The organism is Streptomyces sp. HUAS MG91, assembly GCF_040529335.1.
Classification (GTDB): Bacteria; Actinomycetota; Actinomycetes; order Streptomycetales; family Streptomycetaceae; genus Streptomyces; species Streptomyces tabacisoli.
On sequence record NZ_CP159534.1, the window covers coordinates 7,172,850 to 7,194,185 of the forward strand.

General features: G+C 72.9%; 14 protein-coding genes. 8 read left to right on the plus strand and 6 right to left on the minus strand.

Annotated elements, in window-relative coordinates; all coding sequences use genetic code 11:
- Positions 1-179 precede the first annotated feature (179 nt).
- The 6 genes from ABII15_RS32450 (at position 180) to ABII15_RS32475 (ending at position 9,438) form a co-directional block, all read left to right on the plus strand.
- The gene (locus ABII15_RS32450) at positions 180-1,718 is read left to right on the plus strand and encodes a pectate lyase (protein ID WP_353945839.1); all 1,539 of its coding nucleotides are present in this window, start codon (positions 180-182) and stop codon (positions 1,716-1,718) included.
- 79 nt (positions 1,719-1,797) lie between these two features.
- Positions 1,798-2,337, plus strand: a complete 540-nt coding sequence (locus tag ABII15_RS32455; protein WP_353945840.1) for a hypothetical protein — start codon at positions 1,798-1,800, stop codon at positions 2,335-2,337.
- 95 nt (positions 2,338-2,432) lie between these two features.
- The gene (locus ABII15_RS32460) at positions 2,433-2,834 is read left to right on the plus strand and encodes a CU044_2847 family protein (protein ID WP_353945841.1); all 402 of its coding nucleotides are present in this window, start codon (positions 2,433-2,435) and stop codon (positions 2,832-2,834) included.
- Between the two features lie 3 nt (positions 2,835-2,837).
- Positions 2,838-4,949 carry a trypsin-like peptidase domain-containing protein gene (locus ABII15_RS32465; protein ID WP_353945842.1) on the plus strand — a complete coding sequence of 704 codons (2,112 nt, stop codon included), beginning with the start codon at positions 2,838-2,840 and terminating at the stop codon, positions 4,947-4,949.
- Between the two features lie 145 nt (positions 4,950-5,094).
- Positions 5,095-6,054 carry an AAA family ATPase gene (locus ABII15_RS32470; protein WP_353945843.1) on the plus strand — a complete coding sequence of 320 codons (960 nt, stop codon included), beginning with the start codon at positions 5,095-5,097 and terminating at the stop codon, positions 6,052-6,054.
- A gap of 12 nt (positions 6,055-6,066) precedes the next feature.
- Complete coding sequence (locus ABII15_RS32475) at positions 6,067-9,438, plus strand: SAV_2336 N-terminal domain-related protein (RefSeq protein WP_353945844.1); 3,372 nt, start codon at positions 6,067-6,069, stop codon at positions 9,436-9,438.
- Between the two features lie 177 nt (positions 9,439-9,615).
- Here ABII15_RS32475 and ABII15_RS32480 read toward each other — a convergent pair whose 3' ends face one another.
- The 3 genes from ABII15_RS32480 to ABII15_RS32490 form a co-directional block, all read right to left on the minus strand.
- Positions 9,616-9,747: a hypothetical protein gene (locus ABII15_RS32480; protein WP_353945845.1), complete on the minus strand. Its 132-nt coding sequence runs from the start codon at positions 9,745-9,747 to the stop codon at positions 9,616-9,618.
- A 127-nt stretch (positions 9,748-9,874) separates the two neighbouring features.
- A complete protein-coding gene (locus ABII15_RS32485) occupies positions 9,875-10,831 on the minus strand; it encodes a type VII secretion protein (protein ID WP_353945846.1) in 957 nt (318 codons plus the stop codon).
- Positions 10,832-11,580: 749 nt separating this feature from the next.
- Positions 11,581-12,834 carry an MFS transporter gene (locus tag ABII15_RS32490; RefSeq protein ID WP_353945847.1) on the minus strand — a complete coding sequence of 418 codons (1,254 nt, stop codon included), beginning with the start codon at positions 12,832-12,834 and terminating at the stop codon, positions 11,581-11,583.
- A 160-nt stretch (positions 12,835-12,994) separates the two neighbouring features.
- Between ABII15_RS32490 and ABII15_RS32495 the strand changes: the two genes are divergently transcribed.
- Together ABII15_RS32495 and ABII15_RS32500 are read left to right on the plus strand one after the other, a co-directional pair.
- Positions 12,995-13,690, plus strand: a complete 696-nt coding sequence (locus ABII15_RS32495) for a FadR/GntR family transcriptional regulator (RefSeq protein WP_353945848.1) — start codon at positions 12,995-12,997, stop codon at positions 13,688-13,690.
- 108 nt (positions 13,691-13,798) lie between these two features.
- Complete coding sequence (locus ABII15_RS32500; protein ID WP_353945849.1) at positions 13,799-15,439, plus strand: cytochrome bc complex cytochrome b subunit; 1,641 nt, start codon at positions 13,799-13,801, stop codon at positions 15,437-15,439.
- A 136-nt stretch (positions 15,440-15,575) separates the two neighbouring features.
- On the opposite strand, the gene ABII15_RS32505 is transcribed toward ABII15_RS32500, so the two are convergent.
- The 3 genes from ABII15_RS32505 to ABII15_RS32515 all read right to left on the minus strand — a co-directional run bounded on the left by ABII15_RS32505 (position 15,576) and on the right by ABII15_RS32515 (position 21,031).
- Complete coding sequence (locus tag ABII15_RS32505; protein ID WP_353945850.1) at positions 15,576-16,709, minus strand: serine hydrolase domain-containing protein; 1,134 nt, start codon at positions 16,707-16,709, stop codon at positions 15,576-15,578.
- Between the two features lie 61 nt (positions 16,710-16,770).
- On the minus strand, positions 16,771-18,168 hold the full coding sequence (locus ABII15_RS32510) for a hypothetical protein (protein ID WP_353945851.1): 1,398 nt from the start codon (positions 18,166-18,168) through the stop codon (positions 16,771-16,773).
- Complete coding sequence (locus ABII15_RS32515) at positions 18,155-21,031, minus strand: peroxidase family protein (RefSeq protein WP_353945852.1); 2,877 nt, start codon at positions 21,029-21,031, stop codon at positions 18,155-18,157. Before ABII15_RS32515 ends, ABII15_RS32510 begins: the two co-directional genes overlap by 14 nt.
- Positions 21,032-21,336: the final 305 nt, after the last annotated feature.

Sequence of the window (21,336 nt, forward strand, 5' to 3'; positions counted from 1 at the left end):
CGAAGGGCCCCTATTCTCGCCGCCAGAAAGCGCTTTCCCGCGCTTCTGTTTCTGTGACGATCCGTCCCGTGGAAGCGGTCGACCGCTTCCGGATCCGGCACAGCTGCTCCACACCCGCGCTGCCGACCCGGCACGCACGGAGCATCATCCGGAATCCGAGCATGAACAGGGACACCAGCATGAGACGACGAGTCGCACGGAGAATCTACGCAGCGGCGACGGCCATGGGCGTGGCCGCGGCCACCGGGGCGATCCTGTCGATGCCCTCGGCATCGGCGGCCGCGACCGGCAGCGCCTCCGGCTACGCCACCCAGAACGGCGGCACCACCGGCGGCGCCGGCGGGACGACCGTCAGGGCCACCACCGGCACCCAGATCCACGAGGCCCTGTGCGGCCGGGCCGCGAGCGACACCCCGATCACCATCGAGGTCGAAGGCACCATCAACCACGCCAACACCGCCAAGGTGTCCGGCGACAGCTGCAACACCGCCGCCGGGGTGATCGAGCTCAAGCAGATCAGCAACGTCACCCTCGTCGGCGTCGGCAGCGGCGCCGTCTTCGACCAACTGGGCATCCACGTAAGGGAGTCCAGCAACATCATCATCCAGAACGTGACCGTCCGGAACGTCAAGAAGTCCGGCAGCCCCACCTCCAACGGCGGCGACGCCATCGGCATGGAGAGCGACGTCCACAACGTCTGGGTCGACCACGTCGACCTCCTCGCCTCCGGCGGCGAGTCGGACGGCTACGACGGGCTCTTCGACCTGAAGGCCAACACCCGCTACGTCACCCTGTCGTACAGCACCCTGCGCAACTCGGGCCGCGGCGGCCTGATCAACTCCAGTGACAGCGCCATCGACAGCAGCTTCATCACCTTCCACCACAACCTGTACGAGAACATCGACTCGCGCGCGCCCCTCCTGCGCGGCGGCACGGCCCACATGTACAACAACCACTACGTGAGCCTGAACGAGTCGGGCATCAACTCCCGCGTCGGCGCCAAGGCCAAGGTCGACAACAACTACTTCGAGGACTCCAAGGACGTCCTCGGCACCTTCTACACCGACCTCCCCGGATACTGGCAGGTCAGCGGCAACATCTTCGACAACGTGACCTGGTCCGCGCCCGGTGAGGACACCAACCCGGCCGGGCCCGACCCGGTCTCCAACACCACGGTCTCCATCCCGTACTCCTACGCCCTCGACGCCGCGAGCTGCGTGCCGGACGTGGTGCGGCGGACGGCGGGCGCCCACACCGGCCTCAAGGTGTCGGACGGCAGCTGCTCGCCGCAGAGCCCGGACCCGACCACCACCCCGACGGCGAGCCCGACCACGGCGGAGCCGACCGCGCCCGCCGGTACCAATCTCAGCCTCGCCGCGGGCGCCGACGGCACCGGCAAGGCCTCGGGCACCAGCTACGGCAACGTACGGGACGGGGACCTGAGCACCTACTGGTCGCCGTCCGGCACGACCGGCGCGGTCTCCGTCAAGTGGGGCGCGGCCACCACCGTCTCCTCCGTCCGCATCCGCGAGGCGGCCGGCGCCACCGGCGCCATCGGGTTCTGGCGGCTGCTGAACGCCGACACCGGAGCGGTCCTGAAGTCCGGCAGCGGCGCGGGCACCGTCTCCTTCCCGGCCGCCTCCCTGAAGAAGCTCACCTTCGAGATCACCGGCGCCACCGGGACCCCGAGGGTCGCCGAGTTCGAGACGTACGCCTGACGGACCTGGTGCGGGGCCGCCGCCCATGATCGGATACGCTTCCGCGGACCTGACATGTACAGCAAGAGGAGCTATGTCCGTGAAGCGGCGCCCCGCACTGGCCGGACTCACCCTGGCGCTCGTCGTCACGCTCACGGCCTGCGGAGGCGGCGACAAGGGCCAGGCGTCCTCGTCCACCGGCAGCGGGAAGACGGGCAGCGTCACGGTCGACCAGGAGACGCCCCGCAAGGCGAGGAGCACCAAGGTCACCGGCGTCCGCGACATCGAACGCCACGTCACCCGGAAGACCGCCACCTCCACCCGGCCGCACTACGTCAAGAAGTGCGACACCGACACCCACCGGGTCAAGCACACCAAGCGCAGCAAGGGCCGCACCAGGACCTGGTACACCACCGAGACCGACCGCGACTGCCACAAGGTGCGCCGCGGCACCGAGAAGCACACCCGCGTCGTGCGCCGCGAGCGCTGGTGCGTGCGGCTCGACGACGTGTCCGGCGCACAGGTCACGGCCGGAAAGGACAACGTCTGGTTCCGGGTGCCGCACACCGAGTACAGCGACGTGCGCATCGCCGACCAGCGGTCGAAGGTGACCATCGAGCCCACCGCGCAGGGGTGTTGAGCCCCCGGCACGCGCCGGAGGCAATCGCATCGATCCCGTAACCGTGCCGTCACTTCCGCTCCCGGGCGCCGCCCCGTGTCGGCACAATGCAACACATGGCTCCCTCAACGGAATCGCCGCACCTGGAACTTGAGGACGGCACACCGGTCCGGTTCCTGCTCTCCGAACCGGCCGTCGTCGCGGTCGGCGGCCCGGCGCCGGATCCGGACGCCCCCGACCTGCCCGACGGCATGGGCGCGGCGGTCGCCGTCTCGCGGGGCGGGCAGGCCGTGGCCGCGCTGGCCACCGGCGCCCTCCACCAGACGCTGCGCCCGCTCGGCACCCTCATCGAAGAGGTGCACGGCGTCGTCACCGGCACCCCCGTGCCGCCGTCGGAGATCAGCGTCAGCTTCGGCATCCAGATCGGCGGCGACCTCAAGCTGGGCATCGTCGGAGCCACCGGACAGGCCCATCTGAACGTGACGGCGACCTGGGCGCCCAGACCGTCGTCGGGCTGACCCATGAGCTGGTTCCTGCCGGACGAGAGAGCGGCGCTCAAGGGCGCCCACCAGGCCAGGGTCGCGGTCAAGTCTGCCCAGGGCGACAAGGCGGTCGGCGCGGGAGTGCTGCTCGCCCCGCACCTCGTGCTCACCTGCGCCCACGTGGTCAACGACGCCTTGGAGCGCCCCCAGTTCGAGATCTCGTCCCCGGGCCACCGCCCGGTCAGGATCGAGGTGCTCACCGGCTCCTGGCAGACCCACGAGGCGCACGTCGCCTACTGGATCCCGCCGCGCCGCACGGAGGACGGCGGCCCGGTACGCGCCGGCGTGGACCCCAACTGGCTCGGCGACCTCGCCGTGCTCCGCCTCGACGCCGACGGCCGGCCGCTGCCGAGACCGCCGCGCCGCAGGGCGATGGCACAGGGCCAGACCGTCCGCGCCTGGCACGGCGGCGCGCACGGCGCCACCTTCGCCGACGGATGCGTGACCTCCTACGACGGCCAGTTCGGGTACGTCGACGGCGCACCCACCGGCATGGCCATCGGCCCCGCCTACAGCGGCGGCCCGCTCTGGGCGGAGGAGCACACCGTCTGGACCGGGCTGGTGGCCGCCGCCTTCCTGCACTCGGACAGCCGGCGCAGCTGGGCGATCCCCTGGCAGCGGATCGAGAGCGAACTGCGGGCCGTGGGCGCCGTCGACGTCCGGCCCGAGGCGGAACCGGATCCGCACGACACCGCGTTCATCCTGCTCACCGACGCGCTGAACAGCACCTTCCCCTCGCCCGAGACCCGGCTCGGGGCCGCCGTCGACCTCGCCCGCACCTGCGGCATGGTCCCCCGCAGCACCATCACGGCACCCACCGTCGCGGAGTTCGTCACCTTCCTGCTCACCTCCCCGCGCGCGCTCGCCGCCTTCAGCCACACCCTGCGCCGACGCGACCCACGCGCCGCCGACGACGCCCTCGACGCGGGCCGGATGGCCCCGGGGCCCCGGCTGCTGTCCGAGCGCGAGCACACCCACCTGCACCGCCACCTCCTGACCCTCGGCCCCCAGGTGGTCGGCCGGCTCGGCGAAGTGGTGCGCGGCGCCCTGCCCCGGGCGGCCGGACGGCTCGACGCGGGCACCCTCGACGCCCTCGTCGACCAGCTCGAACCGCTCGACGGCGACAGCCGCTCCGCCGAGGGCGAGCCGCGCGTGCCCGGCCTGCTCCGGGTCGTCGAATACCTGGCGGCCACCTACAGCCCCACCGAACAGGTCGGCCTGCGGCTGTGGACCGGCGGCGTCGCGACCCGCCTCGGCATCCCCCGCGCGGCGCTGCTGGAACGGCGCGCCGACGCCGAGGAATGGGCCGCGGAACTGCGCAGCCGCTCCGACCGGGTGCGGCTCCTCGTGGAGATCACCCGGGCCGGACGCGAGCGGTTCGGGCTGCGCACCTGGTGCGACGAAGGCGCGGGCCCGCGCCAGCTGTCCACCGACTCCACGGCCACGTACAGCGGGGCCGAGGCGGCCCGCGAGCTGCTGCACGTCCTGGAGTCCCTGGCCCGGTCCCGCACCGACGGCCGGCGCCCCATGGTCGAGGCGCTCGTGGACCGGGCCGGGCTCAATCTGCCGGTCGACGAATGGGAGGGCAGCGGCCCCGACGACCTGGTGCCCGGCGTGCTCGGCGCGGAGTTCCCGCTCGTCGTGCACTGCCCCGAACTGCTGCGCAAGCACGAGCGGTTCCTGCCCGAGTGGCGCCGCCGCTGGCAGCGCCTCGACCAGGGCACCACCCTGAGGTTCAGCGGCGCCGGCCTGGACAAGCGCAAGATCTACGGCCGGCTGATGGACGAGACCGACGCCGTACGGGTCTGTGTCGACGTCCCCGGCACGGTCCGCGACGAGATCGTCCAGGTCTGTCTCGCCGTCGGCGTGCCGGTCGTGGTGTGGGACCGCGGGCCCGGGCACGGCTCGCACGCCCTGGAACAGATCGACTGCGTCGAGACCCGCGACCTGCCCGACGGTGTGCGCGCCTATCGCGCCAAGACCGTCAGCACCCCCGCCGACCACCCCGGCCGCCCGGTCCTGGCCTGGGCCGACGCCGACCGCACGGTGCCGCGGCTGCATCTGTCCGAACCGGTCGAGGGGCCGGGGTGAGACCACGTCGAGGAAGGGAAGAAATGCGGGGAAGCGGGGAGCCCCGCCGAGCCGGGGGAGCCCGGGGTCAACCTTTGTCCGCCCTCGTACGTCTGTGTCCGTGTCCCGGCGCGTCCGTCCGTCACCGCGAGAGGATCACCCACCGATGAGCACGCAACCCGAGGCGGACTGGCGGCTGTTCCGCGGCGACGGCTCACAGCGCGCCGTGGCTCTGCCGCCCGCCCCGCCGTGGCGCCGCTTCACCCCCGAGAGCCGCGAACCGGCGGGCGCCGCACCCCTGCCGTACCTGATCAGCAAGGAACACGCCGACGTGGTGAACGCGGCACTGCACCTGCGCAGACCGCTGCTCGTCACCGGCCCCGCGGGCACCGGGAAGTCGTCCCTCGCCTACGCCGTCGCCGCCGAGCTCGGCCTGGGCGAACTGCTGCGCTGGCCCGTCAACAGCCGTTCGTCCGTCCAGGACGCGCTCTACCAGTACGACGCCATCGGCCGGCTGCGCGAGACGACGCTCAGCCGCGACCGCGGCGAGGCGGAACCCTCCATCGGTACGTTCATCAGGCTCGGCCCGCTCGGCACGGCGCTGGTGCCGGGGCCGCGGCCGCGCGCCCTGCTCATCGACGAGATGGACAAGGGCGACGTCGACCTGCCCAACGACCTGCTGACCGTCTTCGAGGACGGCGTCTTCGAGATCCCCGAACTGGTCCGGCTGCCCGAGGACATCGAGGACGTCGAGGTGCACACCGCCGACCACCGCGAGACCGTGACGGTCCGTCATGGACAGGTGCAGTGCTCGGAGTTCCCCGTCGTCGTCATCACCAGCAACGGCGAACGCGACTTCCCGCCCGCCTTCCTGCGCCGCTGCATCCGCCTGGACCTGCCCGTCCCCGACGAGGACCGGCTGCGCGCCATCGTCGAGGCGCACCTCGGCCCCGGCGCGCTCGACTCCGCCGAGGAGATCCTGCGCCAGTTCCTCGACCGGCGTGCCGCCCACGAACTCGCCACCGACCAGCTCCTGAACGCGGTGTTCCTGCGCGGCGGCGGCGTCGACATCGACGCCCGCGGGCTGCTCGACGCCGTGCTCCACCAGCTGACGGGGACGGTGTGACGGTGTGGCGCGGTGACTGAGAACCGGGTACCGGGCGACCGGCTGACGACGGCACTGCGCGTGCTGTCCGGCGCCGGTGTCGACCTCGACGTGCAGCAGGCGCTCGACGTGCTCTGGCTCGCCGGACGCCTGCCGGCCGAACACGCCCCGCTGCGCCGCCACGTGGCACCCCCGGCCGCCGAGGAGCCGGCCCCGCAGGCCGCCCCGCAGGTGCCGGCCGCGCCGAGTGTGCCCGAGAGCGGCGCACCGGCCACCGCGCCCGCCCCGCAGGCGGAGCGCGAACTGTTCGCCGCCGCACGGCCGTTGCCCACCCCGGACCTGCTGCCGCCCCGCCGCAGCCGCACCTTCGGCGGACGGACCGGGGAACAACGCAGGGCCCGCCCGCTGCGCATCCCGGAGAGCGGCGCGTTCCTCGACGAACTCGCGGTGGGCCGCGCCCTGCGCCCGCTGCGCCGCCGCCACCCGAGCCTGCACCGCATGGAGATCGACGAGGCCCGCACCGCCGCCGCGCTCGCCGAGACCCTGCTGCCCGACGTCGTGCTGCGGCCCGCGCGCGAGCGCTGGCTCAGTCTCGTCCTCGTCGTCGACGACGGCGTCTCCATGCTGCTCTGGCACAAGATCACCGCCGAGCTGAAGACCCTGATGCTGCGCCTCGGCGCCTTCGCCTCCGTGCGCGTCCTCGGCCTCGACAGCAGGTCCGCCACCGCGCCCCGGCTGCACACCAGGCCGTTCGCCCGGCGCAGCCCCACCGTGTCGCCCGCCTCCCTGCTCGACCTGTCGGGACGCACCCTCGTCCTCGCCGTCAGCGACGGGATGGGCGCCGCCTGGCGCAGCGGCGCCCTGCACCGCACCCTCGCCACCTGGGCCCGGCGCGGCCCCGTCGCCCTGCTGCACACGCTGCCGCCGCCCCTGTGGGAGTCGTCAGGGATCCGCGCCGAGCGCTGGCAGGCCACCACCCGGCGGATCGGCGGCGCCAACACCTCCTGGATCGTCACCGACCGGATCCTGCCGCGCGACCTGGCCCCGTTCGACGGCGTCCCCGTGCCGGTCCTCGAACCCCTCGCCGACTCCCTGTCCGACTGGGCGGCGCTGCTCGCCTCGCCCGGCACGACCGTCGAACTGCCGCTGCTGTCACCGGCGGGCGGCGACGCACACCCCGGCGCGCAGGACCGGGGGAGCGTCCAGCACTTCCGTGACTCGGCGACCCCCGAGGCCTACCGGCTCGCCGCCCACCTCGCGGCGGTCGCCCCCGTCTCCGTCCCCGTCATGCACCTCGTACAGCAGGCCGTGCCGTGGCACGCGAGAACCTCCCACCTGGCCGAGGTGTTCCTCGGCGGCCTGGTGCGGCCGCACCCCGCGCCCGTGTCCGACCCGCTGCCCAAGCACCGCGTCTTCGAGTTCACCGAGGAGGCCCGGCAGGTCCTCCTGGACTCCGTGCCGCACGCCGAACTCCTGCGGACCGGCCGCCGCATCGGCAGCCAGCTCGAACAACTCGCGGGCCGCAACGCCGACTTCCCCGCCTGGCTCGCCCAGCCCGACGGCATCGCCGTGATCCCCGTCGCGCACCGCGCGTTCAGCACCGTGGAACAGCGGCTGCTGCGCCGGTTCGGCGTGGGCGCCCGCAGACTCGCCGAAGCCGGCGCCGGCGCCCTGGCCCAGGGCGGCACCGACCCCACCGACGACTGGTCCGCGCTGACCGGCGACGACCCCGGACGGATCGGCCCGTACGAACTCCTCGGCCGCCGCCGGGGCCGCCGCACCATCGCCTACCTCGCCCGGGACGACGAGGGCGGACACCTCGTCGTGCGCACCCCGCGCCCCGACGCGCCGCCGGACGCCGACCGCCTGCTGCACGTCGAGGCGGAGGCGCTGCGCCGGCTCGCCGGACGGCACGCGCCACGGCTGCTCGCCACCGGACTCGGCGCGCAGCCGCCGTGGCTCGCCATGGAACTGCTCGCCGACGACGACGCGCCCAGCGCCCAGCCGCCCCGGCTCAGCGAGGTGTTCGCCCGCGCCCTGGAGAACGGCCGCCCCGCTTTCGACCTCCTCCAGGGCCTCGCCGTCAGCCACCAGCTGGCCGGCGCGCTCAGCATCTGCCACCTCAACGGGCTGGTCCCCGAGCGGCTGACCGCCGAGAGCGTCCTGGTGCGCCGCAGATCGGTGATCCTGTGGGACCTGTCGGACTCCGTCGTCGACGGCGAGCACCACGGCCACGGCCGCCCGCCCGTCCGGGCCGACAACGTCCGCGCGCTCGGCGAACTGCTCCAGCTCATCGGCAGCCGCCCGCGCCTGAACCGCCCCGGCCTGTCCACCGCCATGGAGCTGTGGCAGGGCGACACCTGGGAGTCGCTGCGCCGCGTCATCGGGCGCTGCCTCGACGACAATCCCGAGGCCAGGCCCAGCGCGGGCGACGTCGCCGACCTGCTGGCCCGCTACCTCGCCCTCAGCGACAGCAGCGGAGTCGTCCACGCCGACCTGCCGCTGGTGCGCGTACCGCTGGAGGAGCCGGAGCCCGGCGCGGCCCCCGAGCCGGGCAGCGACGACCACCAGCCGCGCGGCCCGGGGCTGCGCAACATGTGGCGCGGCTTCGGCAAGGCGAAGGACGAGGAACTCATCGCGTCCCTGCGCATCCCGCTCGGCCACGGCCCCCGGATCACCCTCATCGGCGCGCATCCGTACAGCGGCCGCTCCACGGCCACCCTCACGCTCGGCTCCCTGATCGCGGCGGTGCGCCGCCGCCCGGTGCTCGCCCTCGACGGCGCCCCGGAGGCCGGCGCCCTCGCCGCCTACTTGCCCGGCGGTCGCAACCCCGCGACCTTCCGGGACGCCGGATCGCTGCCCCCGGGCGCCTCGTACGACGCGGTCCGCGCCCTCACCACCCGGCTGCCGAGCGGCCTGGAGGTGGTCGCCCACCGGGTCGGGCACTTCACCCCGAGCCCCACGCACGCGCAGGAGTACGCGCGGCTCGTCGGCGCCGCCGCGCCGCACTACTCCGCGGTGCTCACCGACTGGGGCGCGCGCCGCCTGGGGGAGTGGGTCGAACCGGTCCTCGAACTGACCGACACCCTCGTCATGTGCTGCATGTACCCGGTGGCCGTGTCCGAGTGGAGCGGGCAGCTCATGGCCGAGCTGCGGGCGCGCGGCCACGAGGCACTGGTCGAGGAGGCGCTGGTGCTCGTCATCGGCTCGGCGACCGCCCTCTCGGACCTGGACCTCGGTGTCACCGCCCATCAACTCGGCGTGTCCAGGCACCAGTTGATACAAGTGCCGTTCGACCCGGCCTTCGTGGACCCGGGCTTCCCCGGCCTCGGCCGGCTGCGCCCGCGCACCGTCCGGGCCTTCGCGCACACGGGTGCCCGGCTGCTGGCGCGGGCCGAGGCGTGAGACTCACAGCGGGTTGGTGTGCGGCGTCGCCGTCCGCCAGGGAGAGGGACGGTGCCGCGCGCATGCCCCCGGCCTCCGCAGGCGCCGGGCCGCGCCACTTGACGGGACCGGAGGCCGGTTCGACGGCGGTCACCCGGTCCTCGGCGGAGAGGAAGTACACCTCGTCGCGCCGCGCGTTCAGCACCGGCGCTGCGGCGGCCGCAGGCTCTCCGGGCCGCCGGAGCGCGACCACACACGGCCGCCCGCGAGCGCGTCCACGGCATCGACCTCGCCGGTGCCCTGCATGAAGTAGACGATGCCGCCCACCATATGGGGTTCCTGGTGGGGGCGGACGGTCCGGTGCCGGGCGTGCTGGTGTCGGCGGTCGCCGCAGGGAGTCCGGTGCCGGTCGCCGCCGGCCGGGCTGTTCCGGGACCGGGCGCGGACCCGGCGGCGGTCACCGTGCCCGTGCCGCCCGCTGGAGCGCCTCGGCGGCGAGCTGCGCGGCCGCCCGGCGGGTCGCCGAGGAGAGCAGTTCCTCGCGGATCGGACCGCCCGCCGCGAGATGCCGGTCGTAGGGCAGATGGACGACTCCGACGCCGGTCTCCCGCAGGTGGCCGATGGCGGTGCTCAGATCGAGGTTCTGGTCGGGGGTGCCCGAGGTGAGCGCCACGACCGTCGACGACAGCGCGGAATGCGGCAGTCCGGACAGCCAGTCGAGCACCACCCGGGTGCCGCCGACGCCCTCGACGGTCATCGGCGCGACGACGACACGGGCGTGCGCGGTGTCCATCGCGGTCCGCGCGACCTCGCCGGGCAGCGTCTCGCAGTCCGCGACGGTCACGGCGAAGTGGCGGCGCAGGCCCAGCGTGACGGTGCGGTACGTGGGGATGTCCAGCGGCGGCCCGACCCGGCCCTGGCTCGCGGGCAGCAGCCAGCCGCCGTCCGGCAGCGGCACCAGATACCCGGTGATGTCGAGCAGGTGCATCTCCGGAGTCAGGATCTGTGCCAGCTCCGTGATGGACCAGCGCACCGTCGGCGCGCCGAGCCGCACGGCCAGCGTGCCGAGCGCGGCGTCCGCCTCCAGGGCGAGCACGGGGTCCTGCCGTGCGCGCTGCAGCGTCCTGGCGACCAGCGCGGCCGCCGTCGTCTTGCCGACACCGCCGCGGATCGAGGTCACGGCGACGATCCGCCCCGCCGGGACCGGCACCTGCAACTCCCGTGCCAGCTGCGCCTCCGCGCCGCCCGGCTGCGCCTTGGGCGCCGCGAGCCGCCGGATCGACTGGCCGGTCCGCCGCGCCACGGAGTCCCCGTGCACGGGCCGCCCGACGGCCTGTGCCAGCCGCGGATCGACGGTGGGCACGGATTCGGGAGCCGGGAAGGGGATCGCGGGGGCGGCCGTGCGCGGGCGCACCGCGGGCACCGCGCTCCGCGGGACGGAGCCGGGTGGTGTCGGGGGCTGTTCGGGGGGAGCGGGAGGAACGGAAGGAACGGCGGGTACGGGGACGGGTACGCCGTCCGACGGTTCCGGCGGGGCGGGTGGTGCCGGTGTTTCCGCACTCACGGGCGCGGGCGCGGATGTCGGTGCCGGTTCCGGCGGCGAAGCGGTGTCCGTCGGCGCGGAGAACGTGATCGTCGCCGTGTCCGAGCCTGCCGGTGCGGGTGCTGACGCGGCATCAGCCGGTGCGGGCTCCGGCCGGGCGTCGAAGGGGCTGGCCGGCTCGGGGGCCGGTGCCGGGTCGAACGGGCTGGCTTCCGGGTCGCCGGTCTCCGGCGCGGGAGCCGGTGCCGGTACCCGTACGGATGCCTGCGCGGGGGCCGCCGGAGCCTCGGCGGACTTCGGGCGTGCGGCCGAAGCGGGCCGACGGCGGCCCGGGTTCGGGCGCGAGGCGTCCGGATAACGGATCGGGAGCGGGGCCTTGGCCGCGGCCGGGGCACTGCCGGACGCGGGCTCCTCCACGGGCGTCACCGCGGCACCGGACCCATGCCCCACGGACCGGACCTCACGTCGAACTCCATCGGCGCACCCCCGAAATCGAGCCTCACCGGCCACACCTGCTCGTGCACGGCCCCTGCGGAACACTGGCCGCAAATCCTATCCCCCGCCGGGTGATCGCATTGGCAAAGCCCCCCTCACGTGCGGAGCCGCGCCGCCCGGGGCGGTCAGGCGTCGAGGTGGCGGACCCGGCCCGCGCCCACACCGGCGATGCCCATCGGCACGCACAGCACCGCGAGCAGCGTCAGCGGCACCGTCCAGCCGCCCGTCGCGTCGTGCAGCGCGCCCAGCAGGAACGGCCCGGCGGCGGCGAGCAGATAGCCGACTCCCTGCGCCATTCCGGACATCTCCGCGGCGCGCGCGGCGTCGGGCGAGCGCAGCACGATCACCGCGAGCGCCGTGCTGATCAGCAGGCCGGAGCCGAAGCCCTGCATCAGCATCCAGGCGTACGCGCCGCCGACCGGCGCCACGATCAGGCCGATGAGGGAACCCAGGAAGAGGAGCGTGCCGATGACGGCGAACGGGATCTGATTGCGCAGCCGGCCCACGAGCGCGGTGAAGGCGAGCGAACCGGCGATGCCGACGAGGCTCATGACGGACAGCATCCAGCCCGCCTCCGTGCTGGACATGCCCTCGCTGGTGAGCATCGCCGGGATCCAGGCGGCACACGCGTAGTACTGGAGCGACTGCAGCCCCATGGTGAGGGTGACCTGCCAGGCCAGCGGTGAACGTCGCAGAGGCGTACGGGCGGTGGTCGCCGTCGTCGCCGTCGCGGGCGGGACGTCGGGGCGGCGCAGTTGCGGCACCCACAGCAGCAGGGCGAGGGCCGAGAGGACGGCCCAGACGCCGATCGCGCCGCGCCAGCCGAGCCCGAGCGCGTCGCCCAGCGGCACCGTGACCCCGGCGGCGAGCGCGGCGCCGCAGAACAGGGCCACCGAGTAGAGGCCCATCATCAGGCCGGTGTGCCGGTGGAAGTGGCGCTTGATGATGCTCGGCACCAGGACGTTCGAGAGCGAGATCGCCGCGCCGATCAGGACCGTGCCGGCGAACAGGGCGGGCAGCCCGGGCGCGAGCCGCAGCGCGATGCCCGCCGTGAGCAGCAGCATCATCGCGCCGAGCGCCCGTGTCATGCCGATCCGGCGGGACAGCTTCGCGGCGAACGGGGCGAGGATCCCGAAGCACAGGATCGGCAGTGTGGTGAGCAGGCCCGCCATGGATCCGCTCAGGCCCGTGGAGTCGCGTATCGCGTTCAGCTCGGGGGACACCGAGACGACGCCGGGCCGCAGATTCATGGCGATCAGCAGGATGCCCGCGGCGAGCAGCCCGGCGACGGGCGTCGCGGGGCTCTCGGTGCTCCTGGTGCTGTCGGGGATCTGGGTCGCGGATGCGGTGGCGCTTGATTGATCGGCAGTCTGCGGCATGCGCACCAACGTAACATCCCATGTTTCGAGGCTGGGGATCGACGAATGCGCAATAACAGGACAAAGTGACCAAGATTCGTGACCCAGATATGGGATATTTAACGGAGGTGCGTGAGGTGAGAACCTGCGTCCACGGGAAAGAGCGAGAGAGGCCGCCACCTTGTCCGAACCAGTACAGCCGACCCTGGTCCAGCGGACCATCGGACGCATCGAGCGCGCCATCGAGAGCGGCGAATGGGCCGTGGGCGACCGCATCCCGGCGGAGGGCCGCCTCGTCGAGGCGCTCGGCGTGGGGCGCAACACCGTGCGCGAGGCGGTGCGCGCGCTGTGCCACACCGGCCTCCTCGAGGCGCGGCGCGGCGACGGTACGTACGTCCGCGCGGCCAGCGACCTCAACGCCGCTCTCCAGCGCCGCCTGCGCCGGGCCGAGCTGAAGCACGTCCTCCAGGTGCGCCTGGCCATCGAGCGCGAGGCGGCACCGGCCGCCGCCGTCCACCGCGGCGAGGACGACCTGGCCCGCATCCTGTCCGCCCTCCTCGCCCGGCGCCGCGCCCAGGAGAGCGGCGACGCGGCCGCCTACGTCGACGCGGACCTGGAGTTCCACCGCGCCATCGTCGCCGCGAGCGGCAACCCCCTCATGGCCGAGCTGTACGAGTCCCTCGCCGAGGCCGTACGCGACAGCATCGCCTCGCTGCGCCCGAGCTGGGCACCGGAGCTCCCCGGCGCCTGCGCCCACGAGGACCTCGCCGACGCCATCGCCCGCCGCGACCCCGACGCGGCGACCAAGGCCGCCTGGGCCCACACCCAGACCGTGGAGGCGGCCATGGAGCGGATGGGGGAGCGGGAGGGGGAGTGAGGCCCGGGCCGGGCGAGATGCTGTAGCGCGACCCCGCGCCGACCACTGTCGAACGCCTCGTGCCCGGCTCTACTCTGGCTGTGCCTCAACGGTCTTGAGGGGGGTCGCATGAGCGAGAGCAGCGCGCGACGGGAACCACCGCCGAAGAGCGGTGAACGCCTCGCGGACTGGGCGGACGGCCGGCTCGGCATCTACCAGCTGGCCAAGTCCCAGATGCGGAAGGTCTTTCCCGACCACTGGTCGTACATGTTCGGTGAGATCTGCCTGTACAGCTTCATCATCCTCATACTCACCGGCACGTACCTGACGTTCTTCTTCAAACCCACCGCCGCCGAAGTCGTCTACAACGGCAGCTACGAACCACTCAAGGGCATCCTCGTCTCCAAGGCGTACGACTCGACCCTGCACATCAGCATGGAAGTGCGCGGCGGCCTGCTGATCCGGCAGATCCACCACTGGGCCGCGCTCGTCTTCGTCGCCGCGATGCTCGCGCACATGATGCGCGTGTTCTTCACCGGCGCGTTCCGCAAGCCGCGCGAGGTCAACTGGCTGTTCGGCTGGACCCTGCTGATGCTCGGCATCGTCACCGGCCTCACCGGCTACTCGCTGCCCGACGACCTGCTCTCCGGAACCGGTCTGAAGTTCGCGCACGGCGCGATCCTGTCGGTGCCGGTCGTGGGAACGTACCTGGCGTACTTCCTGTTCGGCGGCGACTTCCCCGGCGACGACTTCATCGCCCGGCTCTACCCCGTCCACATCCTGCTGCTGCCGGGCATCATGCTGGGCCTGGTCGCGGCCCATCTGATCCTGGTCTTCTACCACAAGCACACCCAGTTCGCGGGCCCCGGACGCAGCGAGAAGAACGTCGTCGGCGCCCCCTTCATGCCGATCTACATGGCGAAGGCGGGCGGCTTCTTCTTCGTGGTCTTCGGCGTCCTCGCGCTCATGGGCGCCGTCGCCACCATCAACCCGGTGTGGGCCTTCGGGCCGTACCGTACGGACCTCGTCACCACCGGCGCCCAGCCCGACTGGTACCTGGGCTTCTCCGAGGGACTGATCCGGGTGATGCCGGGATGGGAGATCAACGCCTGGGGCCACACCCTCGCCCTCGGCGTGTTCATCCCGTTCTCGCTGTTCCCGCTGATCATGATGCTGATCGCCGTGTACCCGTTCCTGGAGGCCTGGGTCACCGGCGACCGGCGCGAGCACCACGTCAGCCAGCGGCCGCGGAACCATCCGGTCAGGACCGGCCTCGGCGTGGCCTGGCTGGTGCTGTACGCGGTGCTGCTGATCGGCGGCGGCAACGACATCGTGGCGACCCATCTGCGGCTGTCCATCAACGCCATCACCTGGACGGTCCGGATCGGCTTCTTCGTCGCGCCCGTCCTCGCCTTCGTCGTCACCAGGCGGATCTGCAACGGGCTCCAGCGCCGCGACCGCGAGAAGGCGCTGCACGGCCGCGAGTCCGGCATCATCAAGCGGCTGCCGCACGGCGAGTACATCGAGGTCCACGAGCCGCTGACCCGGGCCGAGCTGTACACGCTGAACGCGCATGAGCAGCCCGCCGCCTACGAGTTGGGGCCACGCGTCGACGACAACGGAGTGGCGCGGCGGTTCACCGTGCGGCAGCGGGTGCGGGCTCGTCTTGCCCGGGCGATGTACGGGCCCGGTACCTATGTGCCGAAGGCGACGCCCGAGGAGTATCGGGCGCTGCACTCGGGATGGCACGAGTCGGAACGCGTGGACTGACCGAGCGCACCTCTCGTCGTGGCTGGTCGCGCAGTTCCCCGCGCCCCTGAAGCGAGCTCCGCTCGCCCAGGGGGGCGCGGGGAACTGCGCGACCAGCCCCCACCGGCCGTCAGCCGAGAGGACCGGGCGGCAAGCCCTACGCGGCGTAGGCCCAGAAGTCCCGCATGATCTGCGGCGGCGTCGGCCCGCTCATCGCCAGCTGGGTCAGCAGAACCGTCACCGCCCCGGTCGACGGAGTCAGATGCGCGGCGGTACCGGTACCGCCCACCCACCCGTACCGCCCCGGCACCTGCCACTTCTCGCGCGGCTCCACGTCCACCGAGCCCCCGAAGCCCCAGCCCTGCCCCTCGGTGAACAGCTCGCTCGCCGCGCGCTGCCCGTCCGTCAGATGGTTCGTCGTCATCAGCCGCACCGACTCGGCGGAGAGCACCGGACCGCCGCCGGAGAGCAGCATCCGGGCGAACGCCCACCAGTCGTCGGCCGTGGAGACGAGCCCGCCCGCGCCGGAGGGGAACGCGGGCAGGCCGCTCCACTGGCCGTCCGGCGTGTCGACCAGTTCGCGGCCGCCGTCGGGCGTGGGGACGTACTGGCTCGTGAAGCGGGCGCGCGCGGCGGCCGGCACCTCGAAGCCGGTGTCCTTCATGCCGAGCGGCGTGAAGATCCGCTCGGCCAGATAGTCGGGCAGCGAGGTGCCGGTGACCCGCGCGATCAGGACGCCCTGGATGTCCGAGCACGTGTTGTAGAGCCAGGCCTCGCCCGGCTGGTGCAGCAGCGGCACCCGGGCCAGCGCCGCCAGCCAGGTGTCCGGCTCGGGCAGCCGCTGCGGCTGGTGGGGATCCATGAGCGGGAACAGGAGCTGCATCACGGGCAGCGAGAAGTCCGACGCGAAGCCCCACCCCGCGCGGAACGTCAGCAGGTCCTCGACGGTCACCGGGCGGGCTGCGGGCACCACGTCCTCGACCGGCCCCGCCGGGTCGAGGACCACGTTCGGCGAGGCCAGCTCCGGCAGCCAGTGCGCGACCGGCGAGTCCAGCGCGAGCCGCCCGTCCTCGACCAGGGTCATGACGGCGGCCGCCACGATCGGCTTGGTGATCGAGGCGATCCGGAAGATCGAGTCCCGCGCGAGCGGGGCGGTGCCCTCGGCGTCCGCGTGGCCGACGACCGCCACCTCGACCTCGCCGCCCCGGGCCACCAGGCCCACGGCGCCCGGCACCGGGCCCGTCCCGACATGCGGTGCGAGTACGCCCGCCAGCCCACTGGTGTCGCTCATCGTCAGTCACCCTTCCCGGAAATGTACGGACGACAAGAGTGACCCCGAAAGCGCCCTCGACTCATCGGTCGGGCTCGCCGTCCCACAGCGTGTCGTGGGCGCGGTGCGCATCGGTCAGACCGTGGGTGAAGAACCGCTCGTAGTACTCGCCCTCCACATGGTGCGCCTGAAGCCAGATCCCGGGCACGTGGACGGCGTCCGTGTGCGCCGGGAAGCGGCGGTGCGTGGCCAGGATGTACGTACAGATGTCCCGGGCACAGTCGACGACACGCTCGTCGTACTCACTGGCCTCGGCGAGATAGCGCTGCCCGTAGTCGTCCTTGTAGATCCGGGTGAAGACGTCCTTGTCCGCGTAGGTGCCGCCGGCGCCGAACTTCGCCGCGACGACCGCGTCCACCGCCTCCGCCATGGAGGCGTGGGTGGGCGGGCAGGCCGCGGCGATCAGCGGTGCGCCCGTCGCGGGGTCCGTCAGGCCCACCGGGTGCGAGCGCAGGTTCTGGTACTTCGGCAGCGGTACGTGCCAGCGCCACAGATCGGCGAGCCGCCAGCGCGGGGTCACGAAGGTGAACCCGAGCATCCGCCCGTACACCTTGCGGAACTTCGGGTCGCCGAGTGCGATCTGCGGGTTGAGCGAGGCGTGGATCCAGGCGCCCAGGCCCATCGCCTCGGCCGTCAGCATGACCGTCTGCAGCAGCAGGTCCGCCTCGATCTGGGTGCGCATCGGGCCGAGCGCGCCGAGCGGCAGCTTCAGGTCCTTGTTCAGGAAGCCGTTGCCGATCCATTTCCTCACCCCTGCCGGACGGTACAGATTCCGGTCGTCGACGAGGACCGGGCGGGCCCCGTCGGGCTGGGTGAGCAGGTACATCAGGGCGTTGATGTACTGGTGGGACAGGTCGACCACCGGGAAGAGGACCGTCGTCCCGGGCAGGTTGGACAGGAAGCGGTTGGAGTCCAGATAGGCCGGGAAGTCGCGCAGTCCCTCGGCGACGTCGAGCCGGTGGTCGAGGAGCTTCACCTTCGTCCGCCGGGCACGGGCGAGGAGCGTCGCGGCGTCGAACGGCTCGTGCGGCGCCGGCGGCAGCCTGCGCAGGAAGTACGTACCGCTGTCGTTGATGAGGAAGAAGTACGTGCCCTGCGCGTTGTCGGGGCTGCCGGCGGTGCGGCCCGTCATCGTCAGATTGGGCTTGGCCATGAGGGGCTTGCCGTCGCGCGGGTCCTCGAAGGGACGGTCCGGCATCGTCAGCCCCGTGGAGCCGGTGACCGCGATCAGCACCGCCTCCTCCAGCTCGCTCAGCGGCTCCGGCACGTGCGCCGAGCGGTAGCTCATCGAACCGGCCGGCACCGAAGCACCGCGCGGGACACGGTGCGTGCGGCGCCGCCAGACCGTCTCCAGGAACGGGCGGGCGAGCAGGTCGTCGAGACCCCGGTGGCCCGCCGACGGACCGTCAGCCGCCCTCATGCGCAGCCCCGTTCTCGACCGGCGGCACCGGCCGCCAGGGAGCGAACGCGCTCGCCTCGCGCGGCAGCAGGCCCGCCAGCTCCGGGCAGTGCCGCAGCACGACCGACTTCATGCCGCTCTTCTCCACCCAGTCGATGCCCAGCGGCGTGTAGATCTCCGGGCGGTAGTCCACGGTGAGGAAGCGGTCGCTCTGCAGCCGCCGCGTCGCCATCAGGATGAAGACCCGGAAGGCGGTGTCGGAGAAGCCGAAACCGGTCGGCGGGTTCTCCGCGAACAGGCCGACGACCGTGTCGATCTCGTCGACGTCGCGGTACACGTCCTTGAGGCGGGACAGCGTCTCCGGGTCCCGCGTCAGGTCCTCGAAGCGGCGCACGCGCTCCTTGTGCAGCCCCGCGCGGAAGTCGTTGTAGCGCGGCACGCCACGGCGCCGGGTGCGCACCAGGTCGACCACCGACAGGTCGATGATCTCCCCGTCGCGCTGGAAGTGCCGCAGCGCGTCCGGGTAGTTGTGCAGCGTGATCGCGCCCGGATTCGCGATGCCGAACGAGTACAGCGTGTTCGCCAGGCCCGTCTTGCGGATCTGGCTCTCGGCCGCCGCCCCCTGGATGTCGTGGAAGCCGACCGTCTCCAGGCGCTGCCCGAAGTGGTACTCGCGCAGTTCGTAGTCGTCCGGGATCAGCGGGTGCATCCGGTAGACCGTGACGAAGTCCTCGGTGAGCGAGTACGGCGCCCCGTGGTGGTCCGGCATCGTCTTCGGGATGCCGGTCAGCGCGTGCGCCTCGAGCAGCCACAGGCCGAGCTGGTTGAGCCAGTTGCGCGGCGGGCCCTGCCAGTTCGTGTGCAGGCCGATGTCGATGGTCTTCGTCGCGAGGATCGCCGGCGTCCACTCCACCGTATGGATCTTCGCGATGAGCGCGGACACCACGAGCCGTGCCGTGTGGTAGATCCGCTCCTCGCTCATCGACGGGTACTCGGCGCGCAGCGCGTCGCACACCGTGTTGTGCTCGCGCGCGAACAGCGTGTGCATCGCGCTGAGCCCCATCCACCAGTTGTCCTTGAACCCGGCGAGCGGGATGCCCGTACGGTCGATCGGGATGTGACCTCCTTCGAGCAACAGCCGTGCCCCGCCGTCGGGTTCGCGCAGCGAGCGGGCCGTGCGCTCGTCGCCGCCGTACACCTCGGAGCCGTCCCACCAGTGCGAGGCGGTGTTGCCGAAGAGGACCGGCGGCCGGTCGCCCGGCAGCTCGATGCCCTCGTTCTCGGCGAACCGCATCACGTTCTCCTCGGGCCCGTTCGGCTGGTTGGCCCAGGTGCCGCCGCCCGGGGGCAGCGGTACCTCGACGGTCCTGCCGCCCTCCTTGTACCGCCGGTGGTTCACCCAGTCGTGCACCTGGAACTGGATCCAGGCCGCCGCCAGGATGTTGAGGCTCGTCGCCGGGACGAAGCTCTCCCGGGCGAGCAGCCGGCGGCTCACCGTCACCGGGTTCGGGGTGTCGAAGAGGTCGGGCCGGTACACGGGCTTCAGATTGCGGCCGAACGCCGCGCCGACCGCGCCCATCGCCGGCGCCGAGAGATCGTTGTACGTCCCGTCGTACGAGCGTGCCGTCCGCAGCCGCTCGTCGACCGGGACCGGCACCGCCGCCGCCTTCGGCGGGGCCTCCTGCACATCGGTGTCGATGAGGTTGAACCGGCGCAGCGTCTTGCGCAGGAACACCAGGTTCAACAGGCCCGCGTCCAGCGGGAGTTTGTGCCACGGCACGACGCGGTTCAGGATCCGGAAGGCGAGCCCGACGGGCACGTCGAGCACCTGGTTGCGCAGCGGTTCCTCGGTCGTGAAGCGGGTGCCGCCGCGCTGCGCCGCGCTCGCCTCGTAGGCGACCTTGCGGGCCCGGTTCAGATTGCCGAGCGGCCGGAACTCCTCGGTGGTGAACCAGGGGTTGAAGGCCAGCTCCTCGATCCGGCGGGCCGCCGACCGCGCCTCGGCCGTCGTGACGTCCTGCCGCGGGATCGTCAGCCGCGCCACCGGAACCGGCGGCGACACGGCCTCCTTCCACTCCACCGACCCGTCCTCGACCGGGGTCCTGCGCTCGTCGACGTACCGTTGCACGCACAGGTCGAAGGAGACGTCGTCGCGCTCCAGCCGCCGCGCCAGCTCCTTGTGCAGGAAGTCCGGGTCCGTGCGGTCGGGGCGCGGTTCGGTGGCGCCGCCGACGGAGGGGCGCAGCAGATAGCGGACCGGCCCCGCCTCGCTCCACAGGATCGCGCCGCGGCTCCAGTACGTCTCGCGGGCCAGGCTGTTGACGGTGTGCCGGGTCGCCGCCTGCACATTGCGCCGCATCCGCGCGGCCGTGCCGAGCCCCACGGCGAGCGGCAGCTTCACGAACAGCCCGTACGCCTTGCGCAGCGGGGTGCGGGCCCCGGCCATCGCCTTGGCGAACGCCACGAACTCACGGGCGTCGCGGGCGTGCGACACGGGGAAGCTCGTCGCCAGCAGGTCATGGCTCTCCTCGCCGGTGACCTGGACGCGCACGGCGACTCCGTGCAGATCGGGGGCGCTGTCCGGGCCGCGCATGCCACTGGCGTTCGAAAGCCGCACCGTCGCCGGGTAGTCGGCGCCGGGGCGGGCGAAGCCGGCGGTGAGCGCGGCCGGCAGATCGTCGTTGAACCGCAGGCGGGCGTTCTCCACACCGAGCGCCGCCTTCGCGTGGAAGGCGCGCTCGTGGCCCGGGGCGCCGCTCGCCTCCCGGTTCGCCACCTGGACCCGCATGATCTCGCGGGCCAGGCGCTGGAAGACGAGGCGCTCGGCCTCGGGGCTGCCGCCCTCGTACCGCTCGTACTGTGCGTACCGTTCGGTCTCGGCCATCGGTTGCCGTCCCTGTCGTAAGGTGCGGACGTCCTGCGCGGGTTCCCGTACGCGCACGGGGAGGGGTCAGCGACGCTAGCGGCGCCCTCGCGCGCCCCGCAGCGCCCGTTCCCGCCATGTGACGAAGACGGCCGACAGGCTGGACCCGCGTCCGCGCCCGCGGATCCGGGCTCGTCAGGAGCGGCCGCCCGGGTGGCCGCCCGACGGCCGGGACCGGCGCGGCCCCCCGTGCGCCGCCCGGCCCCCGTCCGCCCCACCCGAGGGCCCCGCCGATGGCCGGTCGGCGACACCTTGACGGCGTGGGA

What these genes read in the sequence shown, in the direction of transcription:
- ABII15_RS32465 (WP_353945842.1), top strand. Translation starts at nt 2,838, where the DNA reads ATGAGCTGGTTCCTGCCGGACGAGAGAGCGGCGCTCAAGGGCGCCCAC.
- ABII15_RS32490 (WP_353945847.1), bottom strand. Translation starts at nt 12,834, where the DNA reads ATGCCGCAGACTGCCGATCAATCAAGCGCCACCGCATCCGCGACCCAG.
- ABII15_RS32480 (WP_353945845.1), bottom strand. Translation starts at nt 9,747, where the DNA reads ATGGTGGGCGGCATCGTCTACTTCATGCAGGGCACCGGCGAGGTCGAT.
- ABII15_RS32450 (WP_353945839.1), top strand. Translation starts at nt 180, where the DNA reads ATGAGACGACGAGTCGCACGGAGAATCTACGCAGCGGCGACGGCCATG.
- ABII15_RS32510 (WP_353945851.1), bottom strand. Translation starts at nt 18,168, where the DNA reads ATGAGGGCGGCTGACGGTCCGTCGGCGGGCCACCGGGGTCTCGACGAC.
- ABII15_RS32500 (WP_353945849.1), top strand. Translation starts at nt 13,799, where the DNA reads ATGAGCGAGAGCAGCGCGCGACGGGAACCACCGCCGAAGAGCGGTGAA.
- ABII15_RS32505 (WP_353945850.1), bottom strand. Translation starts at nt 16,709, where the DNA reads ATGAGCGACACCAGTGGGCTGGCGGGCGTACTCGCACCGCATGTCGGG.
- ABII15_RS32460 (WP_353945841.1), top strand. Translation starts at nt 2,433, where the DNA reads ATGGCTCCCTCAACGGAATCGCCGCACCTGGAACTTGAGGACGGCACA.
- ABII15_RS32515 (WP_353945852.1), bottom strand. Translation starts at nt 21,031, where the DNA reads ATGGCCGAGACCGAACGGTACGCACAGTACGAGCGGTACGAGGGCGGC.
- ABII15_RS32470 (WP_353945843.1), top strand. Translation starts at nt 5,095, where the DNA reads ATGAGCACGCAACCCGAGGCGGACTGGCGGCTGTTCCGCGGCGACGGC.